Source organism: Rossellomorea pakistanensis (assembly GCF_016908495.1).
Lineage (GTDB): Bacteria > Bacillota > Bacilli > Bacillales > Bacillaceae_B > Rossellomorea > Rossellomorea pakistanensis.
In genome coordinates this window covers 147,718-167,478 of sequence record NZ_JAFBDZ010000001.1, presented here as the reverse complement: position 1 = coordinate 167,478, position 19,761 = coordinate 147,718, and the positions used below count along the sequence as shown (strand labels likewise).

Annotated in this window: 23 protein-coding genes; 9 read left to right on the top strand and 14 right to left on the bottom strand. The window is 35.6% G+C overall.

The features are described 5' to 3' along the window. Positions 1-84 precede the first annotated feature (84 nt). Positions 85-606, bottom strand: coding sequence for a GrpB family protein (locus JOC86_RS00855; RefSeq protein ID WP_205167898.1), 522 nt, complete (start codon positions 604-606; stop codon positions 85-87). A gap of 164 nt (positions 607-770) precedes the next feature. Between JOC86_RS00855 and JOC86_RS00850 the strand changes: the two genes are divergently transcribed. The 3 genes from JOC86_RS00850 to JOC86_RS00840 all read left to right on the top strand — a co-directional run bounded on the left by JOC86_RS00850 (position 771) and on the right by JOC86_RS00840 (position 2,568). Then, the gene (locus tag JOC86_RS00850) at positions 771-1,010 is read left to right on the top strand and encodes a hypothetical protein (protein ID WP_205167897.1); all 240 of its coding nucleotides are present in this window, start codon (positions 771-773) and stop codon (positions 1,008-1,010) included. Positions 1,011-1,202: 192 nt separating this feature from the next. Next, positions 1,203-1,439 carry a hypothetical protein gene (locus JOC86_RS00845; protein ID WP_205167896.1) on the top strand — a complete coding sequence of 79 codons (237 nt, stop codon included), beginning with the start codon at positions 1,203-1,205 and terminating at the stop codon, positions 1,437-1,439. 13 nt (positions 1,440-1,452) lie between these two features. Next, the gene (locus JOC86_RS00840; RefSeq protein ID WP_205167895.1) at positions 1,453-2,568 is read left to right on the top strand and encodes a GerAB/ArcD/ProY family transporter; all 1,116 of its coding nucleotides are present in this window, start codon (positions 1,453-1,455) and stop codon (positions 2,566-2,568) included. An 88-nt stretch (positions 2,569-2,656) separates the two neighbouring features. Here JOC86_RS00840 and JOC86_RS00835 read toward each other — a convergent pair whose 3' ends face one another. Further along, entirely contained in the window at positions 2,657-4,474 is a 1,818-nt protein-coding gene (locus JOC86_RS00835; protein WP_205167894.1) for a LamG-like jellyroll fold domain-containing protein, read from the bottom strand. Between the two features lie 595 nt (positions 4,475-5,069). On the opposite strand from JOC86_RS00835, the gene JOC86_RS00830 reads away from it, so the two are divergent. Both JOC86_RS00830 and JOC86_RS00825 read left to right on the top strand, forming a co-directional pair. Next, positions 5,070-5,213: a YjcZ family sporulation protein gene (locus JOC86_RS00830; RefSeq protein WP_205167893.1), complete on the top strand. Its 144-nt coding sequence runs from the start codon at positions 5,070-5,072 to the stop codon at positions 5,211-5,213. A 131-nt stretch (positions 5,214-5,344) separates the two neighbouring features. Further along, entirely contained in the window at positions 5,345-5,485 is a 141-nt protein-coding gene (locus JOC86_RS00825) for a hypothetical protein (protein WP_205167892.1), read from the top strand. A 592-nt stretch (positions 5,486-6,077) separates the two neighbouring features. Here the strand turns inward: JOC86_RS00825 and JOC86_RS00820 are convergent. From JOC86_RS00820 to JOC86_RS00770, 11 genes are all read right to left on the bottom strand, one after another. Then, the gene (locus JOC86_RS00820) at positions 6,078-6,755 is read right to left on the bottom strand and encodes a GntR family transcriptional regulator (RefSeq protein ID WP_205167891.1); all 678 of its coding nucleotides are present in this window, start codon (positions 6,753-6,755) and stop codon (positions 6,078-6,080) included. 190 nt (positions 6,756-6,945) lie between these two features. Next, positions 6,946-7,575 carry a DUF421 domain-containing protein gene (locus tag JOC86_RS00815; RefSeq protein WP_205167890.1) on the bottom strand — a complete coding sequence of 210 codons (630 nt, stop codon included), beginning with the start codon at positions 7,573-7,575 and terminating at the stop codon, positions 6,946-6,948. Positions 7,576-7,908: 333 nt separating this feature from the next. Further along, positions 7,909-9,024 carry a Ger(x)C family spore germination protein gene (locus JOC86_RS00810; protein ID WP_205167889.1) on the bottom strand — a complete coding sequence of 372 codons (1,116 nt, stop codon included), beginning with the start codon at positions 9,022-9,024 and terminating at the stop codon, positions 7,909-7,911. Further along, on the bottom strand, positions 9,021-10,133 hold the full coding sequence (locus tag JOC86_RS00805; protein WP_205167888.1) for a GerAB/ArcD/ProY family transporter: 1,113 nt from the start codon (positions 10,131-10,133) through the stop codon (positions 9,021-9,023). The genes JOC86_RS00810 and JOC86_RS00805 overlap by 4 nt, the downstream gene beginning before the upstream one ends. A gap of 20 nt (positions 10,134-10,153) precedes the next feature. Beyond that, the gene (locus JOC86_RS00800) at positions 10,154-11,677 is read right to left on the bottom strand and encodes a spore germination protein (RefSeq protein WP_205167887.1); all 1,524 of its coding nucleotides are present in this window, start codon (positions 11,675-11,677) and stop codon (positions 10,154-10,156) included. A 206-nt stretch (positions 11,678-11,883) separates the two neighbouring features. Then, the gene (locus tag JOC86_RS00795; RefSeq protein WP_205167886.1) at positions 11,884-12,744 is read right to left on the bottom strand and encodes an MBL fold metallo-hydrolase; all 861 of its coding nucleotides are present in this window, start codon (positions 12,742-12,744) and stop codon (positions 11,884-11,886) included. Positions 12,745-12,886: 142 nt separating this feature from the next. Continuing rightward, complete coding sequence (locus JOC86_RS00790) at positions 12,887-13,807, bottom strand: cation diffusion facilitator family transporter (protein WP_205167885.1); 921 nt, start codon at positions 13,805-13,807, stop codon at positions 12,887-12,889. Positions 13,808-13,812: 5 nt separating this feature from the next. Next, on the bottom strand, positions 13,813-14,127 hold the full coding sequence (locus JOC86_RS00785; RefSeq protein WP_205167884.1) for a metalloregulator ArsR/SmtB family transcription factor: 315 nt from the start codon (positions 14,125-14,127) through the stop codon (positions 13,813-13,815). Next, positions 14,127-15,170: a flavin-containing monooxygenase gene (locus JOC86_RS00780; RefSeq protein WP_205167883.1), complete on the bottom strand. Its 1,044-nt coding sequence runs from the start codon at positions 15,168-15,170 to the stop codon at positions 14,127-14,129. The genes JOC86_RS00785 and JOC86_RS00780 overlap by 1 nt, the downstream gene beginning before the upstream one ends. An 87-nt stretch (positions 15,171-15,257) precedes the next feature. Continuing rightward, positions 15,258-15,686 carry a disulfide oxidoreductase gene (locus tag JOC86_RS00775; protein ID WP_205167882.1) on the bottom strand — a complete coding sequence of 143 codons (429 nt, stop codon included), beginning with the start codon at positions 15,684-15,686 and terminating at the stop codon, positions 15,258-15,260. Further along, entirely contained in the window at positions 15,686-16,357 is a 672-nt protein-coding gene (locus JOC86_RS00770; protein WP_205167881.1) for a DsbA family protein, read from the bottom strand. Before JOC86_RS00770 ends, JOC86_RS00775 begins: the two co-directional genes overlap by 1 nt. Positions 16,358-16,606: 249 nt before the next feature. Here JOC86_RS00770 and JOC86_RS00765 point away from each other — a divergent pair, with 249 nt between their 5' ends. The 4 genes from JOC86_RS00765 (at position 16,607) to JOC86_RS25240 (ending at position 18,624) form a co-directional block, all read left to right on the top strand. Further along, positions 16,607-17,038, top strand: a complete 432-nt coding sequence (locus tag JOC86_RS00765) for a MarR family winged helix-turn-helix transcriptional regulator (RefSeq protein ID WP_205167880.1) — start codon at positions 16,607-16,609, stop codon at positions 17,036-17,038. A gap of 73 nt (positions 17,039-17,111) precedes the next feature. Further along, positions 17,112-17,657 carry an NADPH-dependent FMN reductase gene (locus JOC86_RS00760; RefSeq protein ID WP_205167879.1) on the top strand — a complete coding sequence of 182 codons (546 nt, stop codon included), beginning with the start codon at positions 17,112-17,114 and terminating at the stop codon, positions 17,655-17,657. Positions 17,658-18,253: 596 nt separating this feature from the next. Further along, positions 18,254-18,466, top strand: a complete 213-nt coding sequence (locus tag JOC86_RS00755) for a hypothetical protein (protein WP_205170243.1) — start codon at positions 18,254-18,256, stop codon at positions 18,464-18,466. Beyond that, the gene (locus JOC86_RS25240; protein WP_205167878.1) at positions 18,364-18,624 is read left to right on the top strand and encodes a DUF2512 family protein; all 261 of its coding nucleotides are present in this window, start codon (positions 18,364-18,366) and stop codon (positions 18,622-18,624) included. Before JOC86_RS00755 ends, JOC86_RS25240 begins: the two co-directional genes overlap by 103 nt. A 239-nt stretch (positions 18,625-18,863) precedes the next feature. Here the strand turns inward: JOC86_RS25240 and JOC86_RS00745 are convergent, their stop codons facing one another. Continuing rightward, positions 18,864-19,757 (bottom strand): R2-like ligand-binding oxidase, encoded by an 894-nt coding sequence (locus JOC86_RS00745; RefSeq protein WP_205167877.1) that lies wholly within the window; start codon positions 19,755-19,757, stop codon positions 18,864-18,866. Positions 19,758-19,761 lie beyond the last annotated feature (4 nt).

Below are 19,761 nucleotides of genomic sequence, written 5' to 3'. Positions count from 1 at the left end.
GTATCGCTTTTATTAAGGAACCTTTCAATTTGAATTCGATCATGGATTGCAACCATTCTCATTTCTGTATATTCCCTCCTTTCATTATTTTATGTTATATCTCAAACAAGCTAATTTAATTATATCGTTTATAAAATTCGTTTTTGCTGCTGTATATGCTGGTCGATCAAATTTAAACTTGCTTGCTAATTTCTTTTTTAATTCAAAGTATTCATCCCTTTTGTTTGGATGCGCTCTTAAGAAGTCTCTAAAAAGAAGTTTTTCTTTCCATTCATTACTTTTGTATTCACATATATGTAAGTGGACTGTTCCCTGACGCCACCTTCCCTTTCGAAAAAATTTTCGATCAATGACTTCCTGTTTTGGGACATATTCATAGTCGAGCAAATGAAGTGGATCAATGAATTTATTGAAACCATTCAAATGGGACACACCTGCCATCATATCGATGATCGGCTTTGCCCCAAGCCCTGGAATCGCTGTACTTCCAATATGCTGGATATCGATTATAAAATCACCAATGGCATTTAGGATGTTTGTCTTTTCATTCTCATATTGTGTTATCCAATGATGATTGTACTTCTCAATAATCACTTCAATCCCCACCGAAGGGAACCTCCTTTGAAATGTCATCTATTCTTAAAGAATACCATATTTCCAATTTTCAAATTATTGAATGTGAAAATCAATTAATCATCATTATCAATATGAAATTTCATAGGTTTGTCTCATATACATAATGATAAATAATGTTAAGGATTTGATAATCAATGAAGAAATATTTAACCTTTATCATTTTATTTGGCTTCTTTTTTACCCTTGCACATAAAATTGCTTTAATGAGTCTAATCATGTTTTTTAAGGAAGATCCCTTTATGTTAGTCAACTACTATAGTGATTTTGGATTATTAAGCATTAAGAATTTAATCCTTTCTACTCTAGGGGGCACTGTGGCATTTTTCTTTGCTCTCCGCTTTATGAAGTGGGAAAATTCGAAGAGAGAAAAATAAATACTCCATTTAAACATTATTCATCTTAGTAGTAGCGAATGAAGATGAATAGAATTTACATTATTTATTCAACCTTAAATTCCTCAACTTTCTTTCAGTAACTATGGATGTATTTATAGTTTAAAACCCTTAACTTAAGGAAAACATGAAGAAGAATTATATTATGATTCCAAGATAAAGGAGTAGCGTCTTATGTCAGTCATTGTGGGGATTATATTAGTCGCTGCTATACTATTTAAGATCGAAGCTTCACCCCTTATAAGAAAGAAGTTAAAGAAGGAGACTTGGGTGTTTTCAATTTTACTCTTATTTGTTGTAGGATTAAGCATTATCTACAGCTTGGACATCCCTATCCCAAATCCTACTAAAGGTCTTGCGGTGATATTCAAACCACTCAGTGACCTTTTATTTGAGAAATTGTTGAAATAGAAGGTGAAAGACCATGCTTGAAAACGCTAAAATTTCACGTCGCCAATTCAGGTGTTTAGTGATTTTTTTTACTATCGGAACTACGATTCTTGTGATCCCATCCGGTTTAGCATTCCATGCAAAGCAAGATGCTTGGATTGCTGCAGCCCTTGGTGTAGCAATCGGATTATTAGTGGTCATATTATACACCCAATTAAGTCTTCGGTTTCCTCAAAAGACCTTCGTCCAAATGAATGAACAACTGTTTGGAAAATGGTTAGGAAAAGGCTTTTCTATTATATTTATTTCAATGTCATTTCTCTATACGTCTATGGTTTTGTATTATGCAGGAAATTTTCTGAAGACACAATTTTATCCTGAAACACCTGTTGAAGCAATCCATATCATTATGGCGCTAATTTTAATCATGGGCGTGCGTCTTGGACTTGAAACCTTTACGCGAGCGGCAGAAATTTTATTTCCGACGTTCTTCCTGCTTTTCGTTATTCTAGTTATCTTTATTTCGCCACAAATTCAATTTGAAAATATACTGCCCATATTTGATGTAAAGTTAAAACCGTTATCACGGGCCACTTTGTCAGTAATTGTAACTTCATCATTTAATTCAATTGTATTATTAATGATTTTCCCTGCCTTTGTAAATCAGCCAAAAGAAGCACGAAAAGCATTTCTTATAGGAAATTTGATTGGAGGGATCGTGATTGTTCTGATTACATTATTATGTATATTAGTCCTAGGTGCGGAGACTTCCTCTAGACTACTATATCCAAGTTTCGCATTAGCAAGAAAAATCAATGTTGGTGGTTTTATTCAACGAATCGAAGCTGTTTTAGCAATGATGTGGTTTTTTTCCATGTATTTCAAGATGGTCCTTTACTTCTATGCTTCTTGTATAGGAATCGCACAGGTTTTGAACCTAAAAGGATATCGCCCGCTGACGTTACCTTTAGGGGGGATGATCGTTATTCTATCTTTCTTAATTTATCCAAATGTAGTTTACCAACAAAATTGGGATGTCAAAACATCTGAACCCTTTTCGATAACTGTTGGTCTATTGTTACCACTTTTAATGTTAGCTGTAGCTATGGTTCGAAAACGAAAGGAAAACAAGAAAACAACCTCTAACTAGGAATAAGTGATGAAGACCGTTCTGAATTAATCGATTCATAATCATTTTCTAAACCGGAAAGAGCATCCGATGCTCATCCTGTTCAATATTATTCAACAAAATCAAAACGGTCTTCAAAAGAAAAAGGAATCTCAAATTGATCATATTTCCCCGTTAAAAACTTCACATCAAAATAAGTCTGTTTGGATTTTGGAAGCTGATCCACCCATGGTGAATAAGTCTTGAACGATATTTTATTATGTTCCTCATCAAATTCAGCAAATCTCATCCAGCCATTGCCTCCATGATAGTCTTTCTGATAATCAACAAGCATTTGAATTACATCATTTCCTTTTGCATTCTTTTTAATTCTATGAGTTGAACCGAGGTGGTGGCCACTCACTGTCATAAATATCTGGTTGTAATTATTCACCAGCTTGTCCCAAAGCAATGATCCTTTCCCAGTATTAATCGCTGATTTGCCATCACCAGAAACATTGATAATTTGATGTGAGAGTAGGATAGTTGGGACATTCGGATGTTTTTTTAGAATATTTGTTGCCCATATTATGTCTTTTTTAATATGTTTCATGTCAACGGCTAAAAATAAGTAATGATAACTTCCGGCTTTAACGATGGAATAGGAACTATAACCTGTTGGTGATGCTCCTTTATAATATTTTTTGTTGGCGTAATGATCAGGGCCATAATATTTTAAATAAGGATCACCTTTACCGTAATCATGATTCCCAGCGATCGTTATATAGGGTGTATCGGTTTTATCCAGCAGTAATACACTGTTAAATGAATCTTCCCATTGTTGTTTAGAGTCACTTTGGTCAACCATATCACCTAAAAACGCTGTCATTTCAATGTTATAACGGTTTTCCTTTTTTGATATCCATTTCATTTGTTCTTCAAATATTTTTGGCATATATCTTACGGTTTTTTGGGGGTCGGGAACGAATAAAAAGTTATAATGATCCCGATCTGATAGAAGTCGGATATTTTTATTCGTTCCTTTATTAATGTGGTCATTCCGATTATGAGTAAATAACCATTCATCCTCTGTTAGTGGTTTGTTTGCAATTCGAATTTCTTGAATATTGCCAGCAAAGAGCTTATCAATTTCATTGACCGATTCAGAAGCAACATTCCAACCTTTTCCCTTTTGTGCATTAATTCCAACGATTTCAGCGGTAGTATTTCGAAAATCTTGTTCTCCATTGATGTATAACTCAGTGTTTTGTCCATCATTTACGACAGCGATATGATACCAATCGTTTTCACTGTTTAGTGAAAACGACCGATTTGTTTCATTACGATTTGTATTAGTAGGTAAACTTGACCATTGAATATCCGGTAATTTGGACACAGATAATGTAGCAAGAGTCTCTTTTTTGTTCTTATTACCAGCTGTTTGTCCCTGTCTTGTTAGAAGTCCCATACCGTTGTGTTTATCTGGAGAGAAATTTTTCGGTAATTTCATAACCGCCTCTATTGTGTAACCTTCAGTAAAGGTGTCATCATTTATTGGGGCATTTTTTGCCGTCTCAAAGTAGCGACCGACCGAAAGTTGTTTAGAGTTATGAAAAATCATACTCTGTACATTTTCTAATCCGTAATAATCCTCTTCAGACCATTGGATTAAGCGGTTAGTTTCTTTCGGAGATGGTTGACCAATGGTCTTTAACTCTAAGTGATTTTCATTTCCACTTGCATCTTCCATTACCATGTTCCCTTTTGCTATGGAACCTGACTTAATATATTTTCTGGAAAACTTCCAATCGGCTACAATCGAATCCGAAATTGATTTAGACGTACTATTTTGTACCTCAGAGTATGTAGGATTTGAGGCTAATAATGTCAATAGTAATGTACAAACTACTCCAAATTTAAACAAATTCCGTCCCTTACTATTTTCCATTACCTCGGATCCTCCTCACATTGTTTTAATTTCATCCAGTCCAATAAGATTTTACGTAAAAAAACGCTAGGATGTATTTCCTAGCGTGTCCTTATTTCATTATTTAATGACTTGAATTCAGATGAAATTTAATTTGGTGAAATCGACCTATTTACCAATATCAATGTTTTTCCTCGCATTTTTTCAAAGACTGTTTTCGTAAACATTGTTGTTATTTGAAAAGGAGTTAGTTGGAGCGGAAGGATCTCGCTTTCCGCGCGGCGGGCGGTATGCATCCTCGTCGCCTTGCTCCTGCTTAGGTCTCACCTGTCCCGCTACTCCCGCAGGAATCTCGCACTTTCCGCTCCAATCAACCTTTTTTTCTTTAAAAAAACAACAATCTTTTTTTGAAAACAGCCTTTTCAAAAGATTTAATTTAAAATAATTTAAAGCACTTATTGTAGGTTAGATAAATGACAAACCAAACTAGGAACCAAAGACAGGAGTCACAAAAGTAATTTTGTTTGGATATCTTTTATACGGCTATTTAAAATACCTATACAAATAAAAACATTTCACATACACTGTACCATCCCTAAAAAAGGAGTGTTGGTGTATGAGTGAAAAATGTAATGGATCAGGGTTTGCTTTAATCGTAGTTTTATTCATTCTTCTAATCATCGTAGGATCTGCCTATGTAGGTGGTTCTAACTACGGTGGGGGTTGTTGTGGCTTTGGATACGGCGGCGGATGGTACTAAACAAAGAAATTTTTAGGGCAGGTCACTTTGACTTGTCCTTTTTTAGTTTATCTTATATATAGAAACAGAAACGACATGAATACATAGCCTTCCATTGCGGGAAAATAATAGATAGAAGGGAGGGAATCTGTATGAAGAAAAAGAAATTATTTCTCCTATTGGTATCCACAATGCTATCAGGTAGTTTATTAATTGGATGTGATGATGTTGATGAGGATGAACCAGATCCGTCTGAAGAACCAACTGAACAACAAGAAGATAATTCTCAATAGTTACGACTTGAGGCTAATCCGGAACCACAATGATTTTCCATATATAAGGAATGGCTTGTGGCTTTCTCCTTTATATGATATGGAAATTGTGGTTCCTGACATCTTGGTAATGAGTAAGCTCTAACTTTTGGCTATTATCGTATAAATGGTTGTTTTTTGAACAGAATAGATCCCCGTTATGATGAAGGTTTCGGGCATCTTTTCGGCAAAGCAACAAAGGGTTATAAAAACTACCTTTTAATGATATTTATACGAATATCCATTTTAGTTCTCTCCATGGCTAAGTACTATCATCATTTTCATTATCTTGAATGTGGTAATGCAAAACTTTTTGATTTTATGCACGAAAACTTTGAGTAAATGCATAAGGATCAAAATTCATGCACAAAAATGACCAATAAATGCATTAGTTTCCAAATTTATGCACAATTAATTATAAAGGAAACTCCTCCTTCAGCAATTACAAATAAGAACAAAGGGCTTGCCTAAAACCTTATGAATCAGGAATCATTACTTTAAAAAAGGAAGAAAACCTTACCAGACCTTTTTCAAACTGCTTAATTATATTCCTAAAAATGACCTTTATAATAAACTATGAATGCGTTATAAGTGCATTTAATTGCTTCCAATCATTCATGCTTTCAACCATTGTCTTTTTAACTAAAGATTCTGCTGCTTTTCCATTACCGTTTAAGGCTAAATCAATAAGCTCTTGATAATATTCACTTGTTGCTTTTCTCACTTTTGTCTCCTGATAATAAACTTTTATACATTTAACATACATGCTATCTAGGTGATTTAATAGTAATAAATAAAGAGGGTTTGAGGAAAGCTCGGCAATTCCCTTGTGAAATTTCCAATCAAATTGAGCATAAGTATCTGGGGTATCATCTAAAGAATCAATGGACGATAAAAGGGAGACGACATGAATCCTCTGATGTTCGATCGCTTCCCTTATAATAACAGGAGTAATAACAGACCGGAGCTGAAGAAGATACACTATAAATGCGTTAGGTACTTCCCCGGAAATATTGATTATATTGGCAATCGTATGCAAATTTCCTTCCCTCCAAAAATCCTTGACTAATGGTGGCTTTCCTTTTCGAACTGTTACCCACCCATCTCCTTCTAGTTGCTTAAGGGCTTCTCGAATAGTAGGTCTCCCTACGCCAAATACCTTTGCTAACTCTCTTTCTGATACTAGCGGTTCGTGTATCGAATATTTCCCCTGGATAATTTGAGTGATGATTTGCTGTTCAACGGTATTCATTCCAGTAACACCTTCTTTCTTGGTTTGACCAATTTGATCGTTGGTATTACCATGTTTATGTTTATAAACAATAGACTATGCAATTTTTGATGTATGTAAAAACATTAATCTTATAGAGTTTTTTTCCATTAATAAACCCCGACATTCCAATTCGGAATTCGAGGCTTTTTTTAAATTTCTTTGTTATCGTTCATTGCAAATGCTTAGGTGGCGTATTTTTGTCATGAGCTTTCATAGCCACTTCATCAAATAAATCCTGTTGATTGTTCGGTTGATTTAGTTGCTGAGAACCTGACCTTAAACCTGGATTGAGTAATTGTTTTATTTGTTGGATATCTTGTTGTAATAATTGAAATTCTTGTTTTGTAACTGGCTGTGCCTCTTGTTTTAATTCATACCCTACTTGTCCATTAGGTTCTAATGTTGCATATTTGACATCATTTATCTTTGAAACATTTTGCTGCCTTAATTTCATTTCAAGCTGATCTACAGTAAATCGTAATTTCCTAAGATTCTTTTCGTTAATGTTTCCGTTTTCTATCAAGATCTTGGCTTTCCCTGTGATCAATTTCTCTACATTATCGGATTTCAATTGAGCGTATTCTAAAACAATTAGAGTAAGAATGAGGATTGCTCCCACAGCAATAGTTGTCCAAATGCTTTTTCCAGCAACAGGCTGAATTAATAAAGATCCAATACCAACCATGATGACTGTTTGAGCCAAAGTCATTTGGGAAATAGATTTTCTCCCTGCTATTCTTAATAAAAAAGTTCCTGCGATAACGATAAGTACAGCTTTCCATATCCAATCAAATTCCATAACAAGCTCCTCATAAATTGATTCTAATGTTTACAATGTAATACTAGAAGTATTTAACCTAAGATATCTAATGTTTTGAATATAATAAAGAATAAGTGTGTCCGGACAAAGGGCTCTAGCATAAAGGTTCACATCTTGCACAATGAAGAACGTTACTCATCTTTATTTAACACCTATAGACCCCATCTTATCTTCCCAATTCTTATTACTACTTTCCCCTGATTAAAGATAAAATATGAATATAAATCTAAACGATCCCATAGGTAATGGCAGTACTTATCAAATAAAAAAGTTCCAATTACAGGCCTTTATTGAGCCCTAAACATTTATCTTCTACTCCACAACTCCAGTACGCAAAATATTAAAATCTATATTAACATTTACCTTAATATCCTTATATATTTCATGCCATTTCTCACGAGTTAGTTTGGAATCTTTAATTGAGCTCCTATATACTTCACCGAAACCAAAAGCATCGGAATCTTTTGATTTACAATAAGCAATTAGATCTAAAATCTCCTTTTTCATTTCCTTTTTTACATCTTCTTCTAACGTTTTTATATTCTTTGGGTTTTTTAAATCAATGTTTTTATTTATCTCTAATAATCTGGCATCAATTTTTAGATTCATATTGAATTCCAGTTTGTCTTTGTTCTTAAGCTCGATATTATTATTAGTTTTGATGGTGTCTAATACGATCGCTAATTCCTTCGTGTCATCAGCGAACTCGCTTGCATTACTATCCATAATTACTTCAAGGGAACCAGTCTCATACCGTTGCTTGACTAATTTTATATAAAAGCTTTTGTCACTAGAAATGGTCCCTACCATTTTATCATTATTCATGATTGCCATTCCGGTAATCATGATTTGTGGATGGTCCAATTTTATCGTTGGAATGATAGGATCGACCCCTAGTGAATAATAATCATGGAGAACCTCCTGTAATGTAGTTGATGGTATAAGTTCATTTTTAATATTTTGATCAAGTTCTTCATAAACATAACGCCCCATATCAATGTATTGCTCGTTGTCATTCCTTAAAAGCTCTTCGGCATTTCCCTGGACAATCGCTAAATACGTTAAATCACTGATAGAGGGGTCACGGACAAGGGTGTCAATAATCGTCTTCAACCCATTTCTTGCAAGCTCTTCACCAAATAATGCAACACGAAGCTGACCCGAAGCTAATTTTTTTGGTGTCTTTAAATTTGCCTTTATTCTTGAACCTTTACTCGTTATCGCTTTACCATTAACAATGGTTGAATTTTTAGGTGCATCCGGGTCAGATTGCAGTAAGATCATTGTTGTAGAAAGTTGATCATCTTCATCGAAATCGTATCCAACTGTAGTGATGATCCCTATTTTCTCTAAAATATTCATTTCTGCACATCCGGAAAGTACAATGACTAGTGTGAGACAGACAAACGTTCTTAAGATATAATTCATGATTCGCCCCCCTTTGTTGATAAGACTTTCTTTTTAAACAAAGCTAATAGAAAGAGAAGTACAGGATAACAGAATACAACTAGGAAGGCACATTTTGCGAATAATCCATTGATCATATTAATTTCTACTCGAGTCATAAAGAATTGGACAGAGATGAAGATGCCTGCTGAGAAGAGCCAAACAAAACGCTTTTCCCCCTTTTGAAAGACCCGTGCCATCCCTCTTGAAGCTGCCCATAAATATAGCATTAAATTAGGAATGATAATGAGCATCCAAAACGCAACGGCTACATATTCAAAACGCTCAATAAATGGCAGTCGGACAATTTTGAATAAAGATAAAGTGGCCCAGATCGTTCTCTCAAGCTGGTCTCCACTGAAATAAGCGAGTGAGATAATCATTAGCGTTAGATAGATGGCAGTGGTCCAGAGGATGCTTAATTGCACGTATTTCTGTATTTTATTCTTTTCCTTTACAAAGGGAAAAAATATATAAATGATTTCAAAACCAAGAATCGTAAAGGTCATATTATAAACGCCTTTAAGAATATCTGTTAGATTCGATTCAAAGACTGGAAAAAGATAAGAAATATTCGCAAATTGTAGTGGATAGGCAAGGAGCGCTAGCATCCAAATAGAAAGTATTATACTGAAGAAGCAAACTCCTACAATGATTCTAAAACCACCAGTAATGCCGTAGATGATTAACAGCAACAAAGTAATTGAGAAAAACCACGTTGGCACTTCTGGGAATATCCAGGCTTGGACTACTTCGATATAGTTTCGAATAACAACGAAGGCTGCCCCAAAGCAATATAAACTATATACAAAATTTAGAAATCCCCCCAACCATTTACCATATAGATCAAAATGGATTCCGAAAAGATCTGTAGATGGATATAAATTTAATGTCTTTATCATGATCCATGAAATAATACTAGTAGCAAGTCCAGCAAGGATCACCGATATCCAAGCATCATGCTTAGCATCCATATAGATAATCCGTTGAAAACCTTGCACACCTACGCCAATCTGAAGAGCATGGACAACAAAAAATACCAGGAAGGCATTAATCAGAGACTGAGGCTTAGGCTGTATGAGAACTTTCATTTCATTCACCACCACATATACTATTCATAGTCTTGATGTTCTTTTGGGTTATATTTCTGTACATTTTCAGGCCTTGTTTGGAATGGTCTTTTGAAGGTAAACTTCAGTGGTAACCTTACGATACTATCTTTCCAATCGGCTAATCGCGGTGGATAAAAAGGAATCATATATGGACTTCCTAAACTAGATTGACGTAATAAATGAATCAGTAGAAAGCAAAAGGCAAACATAATTCCATAGAAGCCCCAAAATCCTGCTAACAAAATAATCGGAAAACGTAATATCCGTATAACATTGCCCATTGTATAGCTTGGAGTCGTAAAGGAAGCAAGTGCCCCTAATGCAATAATGATGATGAGAATATTGCTTGTAAATCCTGCTTGAACAGCTGCTGTTCCTATGACAATACCGCCTACGATACCCATTGTTTGTCCGACCTTAGTCGGTAAACGAGCACCTGCTTCTCTTAATAGTTCAATAATAAACTCCAAAAGAAGTGCTTCAATAATAGGTGGAAACGGGACACGTGATCTCGATTCACTTAAGGGTACTAACAATGGTTGTGGGATGACCTCATAATGAAAAGTAAGGGAAGCAACATAAAAAGCTGTAAAAAATACCGAAAGAATCATTGCTATAATCCTTAAAAGGCGGAGAAAGCTTGAAACATGCCACTTAACATTCTGATCCTCCATACTCTGAAAAAATTCCAAAAAGCTCTGTGGGCATCCTATTACTAAAGAACTTCCATCGACAATCACAACTATTTTTCCATTTAGCAGCATCGTACTAGATTTATCAGGTCTTTCTGTCAAAAGCATCTGAGGAAAAATAGATAGGGAATTGTCATCAATTAACTGCACCAGTACTGAACTATCAATTATGCCATCGATTTTGATCGTTTTGATACGCTGACGTAAGGTTTGAACCATTTCATCTGAGGCAATTCCTTTTATATACATGATCGATATCGCTGTTCTAGTTTGTTTTCCGACATGATACATCTCATTGCATAATCTAGGATTAGCCAAATAACTTCGAATTAACGATATATTCGTGGCAAGATTTTCATTAAAGGCAATCTGTGGTCCAATGACTTGTGATTCATTTTCAGGTTTAGTAAGGGAACGACTTGTTTTTGATTTAATTTGAGCACTTATGACATAAGGATACCCTTCAACGTGAATGGCCACCGCTCCGCTAAGAATAGAAACCACCGTGTCCTCGTAGTTGCTATCTTTTTTAACTTCAGCAACCGTCAGCATATTCATCAATTCTACTGGTTCTGAATCTAGTCGATATACATGTCGCATTATATCCTGATGAAGCATTGTTTTATCAATCAAAGTATCTATAAAAAATAGCGTTATTTTTGATTCCACTTCTTTATGCTTTAAATCTGAACTATCGTTTAGCCTATTTTTGATTTCATTAATAAATACCGCTTTTTCCGGGCTAATGGAATTACCGTTTTGATGCTCCTTTAGCTCCCGTCCTATAGCATTATGACCGGCACGATTCCTTCTCGATTTTTTAAAAAACATAGGGTTCCTCCCTAAAACCATTACTGTTAACATGCTTTACTTTCGAGTGGAAAATTATACGGCAAAAGAAAAAGGCTGTCCCAAACCAAGGAGTCAGGAACCACCGCATTATCAATCTATAGAAGTAACCCTCAAGATATCTTCTATAGATGGACAATCATAGTGGTTCCGGCCCCCTTAAAGGACAGTCCTATAAACACATTAGTTTAATGTTTCTTTTTATTAACGTACTTCCCGTAATCAGGTATTGCGATTGTCTCAAAGTCGCCTACAAGCTTGTGTAAGCTATTTAATAAGGCTTCACCAGCTAATGGGCTTCCATGACCCGTTATCGCAACGGCTGGTTTCAACGTTTCTAATTTTCTAACAGAATTCCATGCTGCTTCCCAATCTGTTGTAAAGTATCTTGGAGGTCCATTCATTTCGAGATCCTGGGTAAGAACATTGTAAAGCGAATCTTGTTTGACTGTTACAAAAGCATCCCCTACGATTAGTGAACGATCTTCTTCTCTGAAAAAAGATACATGTCCCGGTGTATGTCCTGGTGTGTGAATCCAGCGCCAACCATCCATCTCTGGAACAGACCCATCGCTAGGAAGTTCATGAATATGACTTCCTAAATTGATGGACTCATTTGGGAATAATGGGGACATTTTAGCTATTAATCCACCTTCAACAGTTGAATCAGGCTCTGGATAATTCTCTTTACCTGTTAAATAGGGTATTTCTAATGGATGAGCATACACAGGTACATCCCAATGATTTACAAGCTCAATAATTGCCCCCACATGATCAAAATGACCATGGGTTAGAATGATAGCATTTGGTGGGTTGTTGGAACCAAAATGCTCGTCTGCAAATGCAATAATAGTATCCGCGGATTTTGGCATACCAGCATCCACAAGTACCCACTCACCATTTTCAGGATGACACACATAACAAACATTCACAATTTGGATCGTTTGATAACACAAATTAGCAGCAATCTGTTTCTCAGTACCGCTCCCAATAGAAGTGGCAGGAATGTATTTATAATCATTACCATAACTCATACCCTCTATATCCATTGACACATCACCTCTTAGAGAAAATAATATTCTACCTGTATCCTCCCACCTAAGGCAAAAAATATAAAATAATTTCAAAACAGATTTTAAAATGGTACCTGGCACAATATGTTCTTTTTGTACCAGGTACCATGAACAGTCCCTATACCTTCATATCCCCGTGTACTAGGCAGGATTTTTCTATTTGTATAGTTGTATGCTCGATTTTACAGTGCTCACGTATCGTATCGATTGCTTGCTGGAGAATTTCTTGTTCATTACTTTCATCCGCTACTAATAAGTGACAGCTTAAAGAATCTAAACCAGAAGTGATTGTCCAGATGTGGAGATCGTGAACATTCTTAACTCCTTCGATATTTTCTAGAATTGTTTTCACTTCAGCATGATTCAGTGTCAAGGGTGTCCCTTCCATTAAAATGTGAATGCTCTGTTGCAATACCCCCCATGCGCTTTTTAAAATTAATAGAGCGACAATGACAGAAATAATTGGGTCGGCTGCATACCATTCAAATACAAGCATGAGAACCCCTGCAACAATCGCCCCAACAGAGCCTAATGCATCACCAAGGACATGGAGATAAGCACTTTTTAAATTCACATTATCTTTCACATCCCCTTTACGAAATAACGACCATGCACTTAAAAGATTGGCTAACAACCCCACAACAGCAATCCCCATCATCATTCCACTTGCTACTGTCGGTGGTTCTAAAAAACGGCCATAAGCTTCATAAATAATAAATCCAGCGATAATAAACAATGTCACACCGTTGAAAAGCGCGGCTAAAATCTCAAAGCGATAATATCCATAGGTTTTATTTGCGGAAGAAGGACGGTTGGCAAACCAGATGGCAACCAAGCTCAATGCCAATGAACTAGCATCTGATAACATATGCCCACTATCAGACAACAGAGCTAAACTATTGGTGATGAGTCCGCCAACGAATTCTAGAATCATTATTCCAGCAGTAATCAACAAAGCTATTATTAAACCTTTTTTGTTTCCCTCTCTCGTTTCATCAAAATGATGATGATGATGATCATGACCATGATGATGCCCCATTTACCTCACTCCTTACATTCTTCAACATGTTGAATGACTTGATTCAGGATGCCTACAACATGTTCATCACTATAAGTGTAATAACTTATATTCTTTTCTTTTCGATACTTTACCAATTTCAGTTTCCTTAAATAACTAAGCTGATGTGAAACCGCTGATTGGGATAATTCTAATACTTCTGTAATATGTCCTACCGAACATTCCTCCTGAAATAGTAGATAAAGGATTTTTATTCTAGTTGGATCTGATATGGCTTTTAATAACCGTGACGATTCTTCAACCGTCATTTCCGACAAAAAGCTATGCTGTTGTTTCTCCACTAAACTCTCTCCCAACTTATATGATTCATAATAAAACGCGCATCTTCCCCTACTCCTTGAAGGAGGGCAGAACCTCTTCTTGTTTGCCATGGTAATCCTAGAAAATATAAACCTTTCACAGGACTGACACCTCTATCGTGTTCAACTTGGCGATTATGATTAATGCTATTAGTGATTTTTAACCAATGATAATCCGACTTAAAACCTGTGGCCCATATAATATTTTGAACTTTTACTGAGGCTCCCTTGTTAAATTCAATTAAATCTTTCTCAATTGAAACGACTCTTCCCTTTACCGTGATGGTTCCATTAAGAATCATTCTTTTTAATTCTTTTCCAAAAATAGGATCACCTTTTTTTTGAATCAATTTCCCTATTAGAGATGTATTTGATGCGTTCAAGATTCCTGCTTTTTTAAACCACCAAAAGATACTCTTTCCACAAAGGAATAATGGAAGGTATCTCAATGGCTGGCTTACAGCTAAATAGGTCGTTATTTGTCGTGAAAGTTCCACAGCGATCTGTGCCCCACTATTTCCTCCACCAACCACTAATACATCCCCTTTTTTCAGCTGTGTTGGATTCTTGTATTCTGATGAGTGCAATTGAAGGATCTCATCAGATAAATGATAAGAAACCTCTGGAATCCATGGTTTTTGAAAAGGACCAGTTGCTACAACAATGGCTTTTGATATCAATTCGCCCTCATTCGTCACGATTGTGAAGATTTCATTTTCCTTCGTCACTTGAATGACTTCGCAATTGAATTTAATAGATAAATGAAATACTTCTGCATATTGATTGAGATATGCGGCCATTTCGTCTTTTGTTGGTAATCCATGATTATCACCTAATAATGGTAAACCTGGCAGTGCATTAAACATTCTAGGAGTGAATAACTTCAAAGAATCATACCTATTCTTCCAAACTTCCCCTACCTGTGAGCCTTTATCCAGAATAAGATAATTCATTTGCTGTTTCTGTAAAAAATATCCCATAGCTAAACCTGCTTGACCAGCTCCAATGACGACTACATCATACATTAGAAACCACCTCAATCCTATATATGAACATATGCTCATATATAGTATACATAATCATAAAATAAAAAGCACTTGACACAGTGCTTTTTATTTACGATTTTTTACTGTTAGAGTAATCATGAAAACGGTTATTAGTACAAATGCTGTAAGTGCTAGGAACGGAATGGTGATAAAACCAAACCAATTAATGTATTCGGCATTACAGGGTACTCCGCTCTTACAAGGCTTGAAACCTCCGAAACCTGGAATCTTCTGTTCTAGATAATGCATTAGTGAAATTCCCGTACCAATCATAGACATCGGGAGTACGAACTTCTTTACTGACGAATCATTTTGAAATGTACCGATTCCAAGGATTAATGCAAGTGGATACATGAGTATTCGTTGGTACCAACATAGCTCACAAGGAATATATCCCTTGATTTCACTGAAATAAAGGCTTCCAAGGGTTGCAATCATTGCCACTAACCAAGCTAGGTACAAGAAATAGGAAGGTGACGATTTTTCTTCACTCATTATTCCTTACCTTCCATCTCTTCTTCAATTACTTCTTTTATTTTTTCATAATCAAATGGATCTTCAATGATTGTCCCGTTGATCATAATCGTTGGAGTCAATTGGATATTGTATTCTTTCACCAATTCTTCATCTATATTTACCTGATCCATCGTTGATTGACTCTCCATATCCTTTTCTAGGGTCTTGAGGTCAATTTCCGGAAAAGCCTTCGCAACCTCTAAGACCTTCTCAGGGGTTACCCATAAAGTGTCATGACCTTCAGGCTGCTCATCAAATAATGCTTTATGAAAATCCCAATAAGAATCCGGGGCTTGCTCATATACAGACTCAGCAGCTATCGAAGCCAATGTGGATTCCTCCCCATGAAAAAGAACATTAATAAAAGAAAGCTTTACCTTTCCAGGATTAATATAATCCTTTACCAATTGAGGATAAACCATTTCCCCCCATGCTTTACAAGAAGGACATTTGAAATCGCCAAACTCGGTTACGGTTACAGGTGCATCCTTATCTCCTAAGGTAGGTTGTCCCTCAATTGAAGGTTGATTTGCTGTTTTAGTAGTTGTAGTATCATCTTTATTATTATTAATAATGACAACAGCAGCGACTACCACGAAAACAACAATGGTAAGAAGCACTACTAATTTCATCCCTTTTCCAGATTTCATTCTTTCACTCCTTAACAAAAGACATTAAAACAATACAAGCCTATTTTAGCAAGAAGGTGAAAACATTAAAATAAGCATTTGAATATTAATCGTGACAATTTTTTGAAAGGCTAGTTTATGAACGGATAACTAATTTACATCTAAAAAGTTTCTTATTCAATGGAATTTTAATAAATTGACAAGATAGTAATCTTCTATTAGTATTAGTTTTATAAATTGTTGATATATCAACTAAACAAGGTGATTTTAATGAAATATGAACCATTAGATAATATTGGAGTCTTCATTCATGCGGTTGATTTAGAGATTACCAGCTATGTGAATAATCAGTTAGCACCTTTTCGGTTAACCTCTGAGCAAAATTTAATTATGGCGCTCCTTTGGGAACGAGAAGGAATGACTCAAAATGAAATGGCCACGAAACTGAACAAGGATAAAGCTGGTGTTACTCGGATGCTTTCTACACTTGAAAAAAAAGGTTACATTCGAAGGGAAATATGTTCAAGTGACCGGCGTTCTGTAGAAGTATATCTAACGGAAGACGGGAGAAAACTTGGAAATGATGTTATCCCTATAAACAAAACGATCATTCAGCTTATCCATAAGGGAATGACCAATGAAGAAATAGAGGAGTTACGGAGACTTCTATTGAAGGTTCAGGAAAATGTAGATCAGTCTTAGCATCGATCTACATTAACGTATATTGTAGTTGATATATCAACCAATTTCTTAAAAATTTTTGGAGGTCAAGGATATGAAAATTGTCGCTATTATTGGAAGTATACGGAAAGATTCATATAATCTAAAGCTTGCAAAATACATTCAGAATAAATATAAAGAACGCATGGATATTGAGATTGTAACGGTTCAGGATCTTCCCCATTATGACCAAGATATTGAAATCAATCCGCCTGATTCTGTTATTGATTTTAAAAGAAAAGTGGCTGATGCGGATGCGGTTCTTTGGGTAACCCCTGAATTTAATTATTCTATACCGGGTGTTTTAAAAAATGCTATTGATTGGTTATCTCGTGTAGAAAAAGTCATGATTGGAAAACCATCATGGATTATGGGTGCTACAATGGGAACCTTAGGAACTGTTCGTGCTCAGCAACATTTACGTGACATATTATTTTGTCCAGGTGTTGGATCTCCACTTTTACCTGGAAATGAAGTATATATTGGGACTGTTCATGAAAAAATCGATGACACAGGTAATCTTACCCACGAACCGACTATTAAGTTTTTAGATATGGTTGTTGACAACTTTATCAATTGGTATAACCAACAATTGACTTAAATTAAGAAGGGGCTGTCCCAATGATGTTCTGACACCTAGGGACAGCCTACATTATTTTGCTTCGGAAACTACAGTTTATATGTTGCTGTATATTTAAAAAAACGTCTTTATTGTTTCGTTTTCCATATTGCATTCATGACATTGGTACTCTATTTCCAATGCATCTTCTCTTAATGTGTGAACCGTCTCTCTTCCGCAACGTTCACAATATCTCTTTTGCTCTATTTCTTCCATTAAGGACACCACACTTTTTATGCTTTTTAGCATTTTTAACCAACTAGTTCAAAATTTAAACTTATAAAAGGATTTATTCGAAAATTTATTCGTATTTTACCCGATACTCCTACCGTTCGACACCTATTTACACGATCGCTTCCCCCATCCTTTTGATCTATAAAATTTTAGGTGAGCTCCTTAAGAAAGTCTGTTGTTATTTGAAAGGAGTTAGTTGGTTCCGCTCCATCCAACCTTTTTCAAAACAACAATCTTTTAGAATACAGACTAAAAGAAATGTCAAAATCATTGTTAAAAAGAACATCCGTTACAATCTCACTTTTGAATAAATAAATGATCCATTACAAATAATACTTTCAAAAATGAAAGGTGATGGATTGTTTATGACTAGTCTTTGGTTGAAAATCATTTTATGTCCACTGATCATTGGGATTTCTTCCTTACTTTTTCCTAACGTAAACTTCACAACATTTTGGCAGCCAGTTCTTATTGGTCTTGTTCTTGCAGTTGCTGGATTGAAAAACGACTACTTGGAAAAAACACAAAAACTAGGAGCCTTTTTGCTGATTTTATAGCCTCCACTTTGATTGTTTATCTTTTGTCAATATTTTTGGACGGTGCAGAAGTTACTTTTCTTGGCGCTATTCTTACGGCCATTTTATTAACCCTACCTGAAATCCCCGTACATAATTATTTGGTTAACTCAGGAAGAGCTAGAAAAACACCAGCCTAGGTACTAAAAGGGCATAAAACAAACCTCCTTATTGGAACAGTCAATCTGTTCATCAAATATATGAAGAACGAATCCCGTAAAAAGAAGAATCATGTGCCCCTTTATTTAGCCTTTGCATGTCAAAACTCCTAAAAAAAGTAAATATGTCATTATTAAAGTTGTGAATCTGACACTATTGTTTTTGGACAGCTCCTTAAATTCATTACTTCTTATTCATTTTTATTAAAGCCCTGACTCGACTAAGAGATCACACCTACTTCCTTTTCTGTCAATCTATAGATGTCTTCTATTTTCTTTCCTCTTGCTCTTGCTAGCACTTCCATTCGAATCGATAATTGTTTCATTGAGAAATTAAGTGTTTCTTCTCCGGAGACACCAAAGGTACTTTCTATTTCTGAACTTTCTTCATTTAATCGAATAGAATAAGGTTTGAGTTCTTCCATTTTGTTCACAACCAATTCAAAGAGATGATCATGTTCACTTATAAGCCGTTGAAGAAGAAAAGTTCCATATCCAATATGTCTAGATTCATCTCTCTTTAGCAATCCTACACCTTTTAAAAGTCCGGGCATGATACCTATTTTTTCAAGTGATTGATAGAAAGTGTAATAACCTGTTTCCGCCAGTACCCCTTCCACAAACATATTATAAACAGTGGCAGCTTCGGCAATTGCTTCTGGAGATGCATCATGGATGAGCCGGTTCATCGTGTTCGGAAGTAACTCATAGAAGATCTCTTGATATGTCTTCGTATGATAAATTGAAAGGTCCCCTTTTTCTCCAATAGCGTTTAAGACAAGTCGGAAAAATTCCGTATGTTTAGCTTCTTCAAATAAAAACGTGGTTAAGTACATTTCTTCTTCTAAACGGCCTTCTTTCGCAATAGCCATAATAAGCGGAAGTAAATCTAGAGTAACCGCCTCTTCTCCCGCTTGAAATTGAGAGATTAATCGCAGCACCTCATGTCTTTGACCATCAGAAAGTTCTACCCAATCCTGTGCATCCTGTGAAAAATCAATGTCTGATGGGTTCCAGACTCCAAATTTTTTCGCCTTTTGAAAAAGTCTAAAAGGTAAAGAATCTTCAATAATTCCTCTATTACTAGTCGTTAAAATGGTTCGTTTTTTCTCCATAATT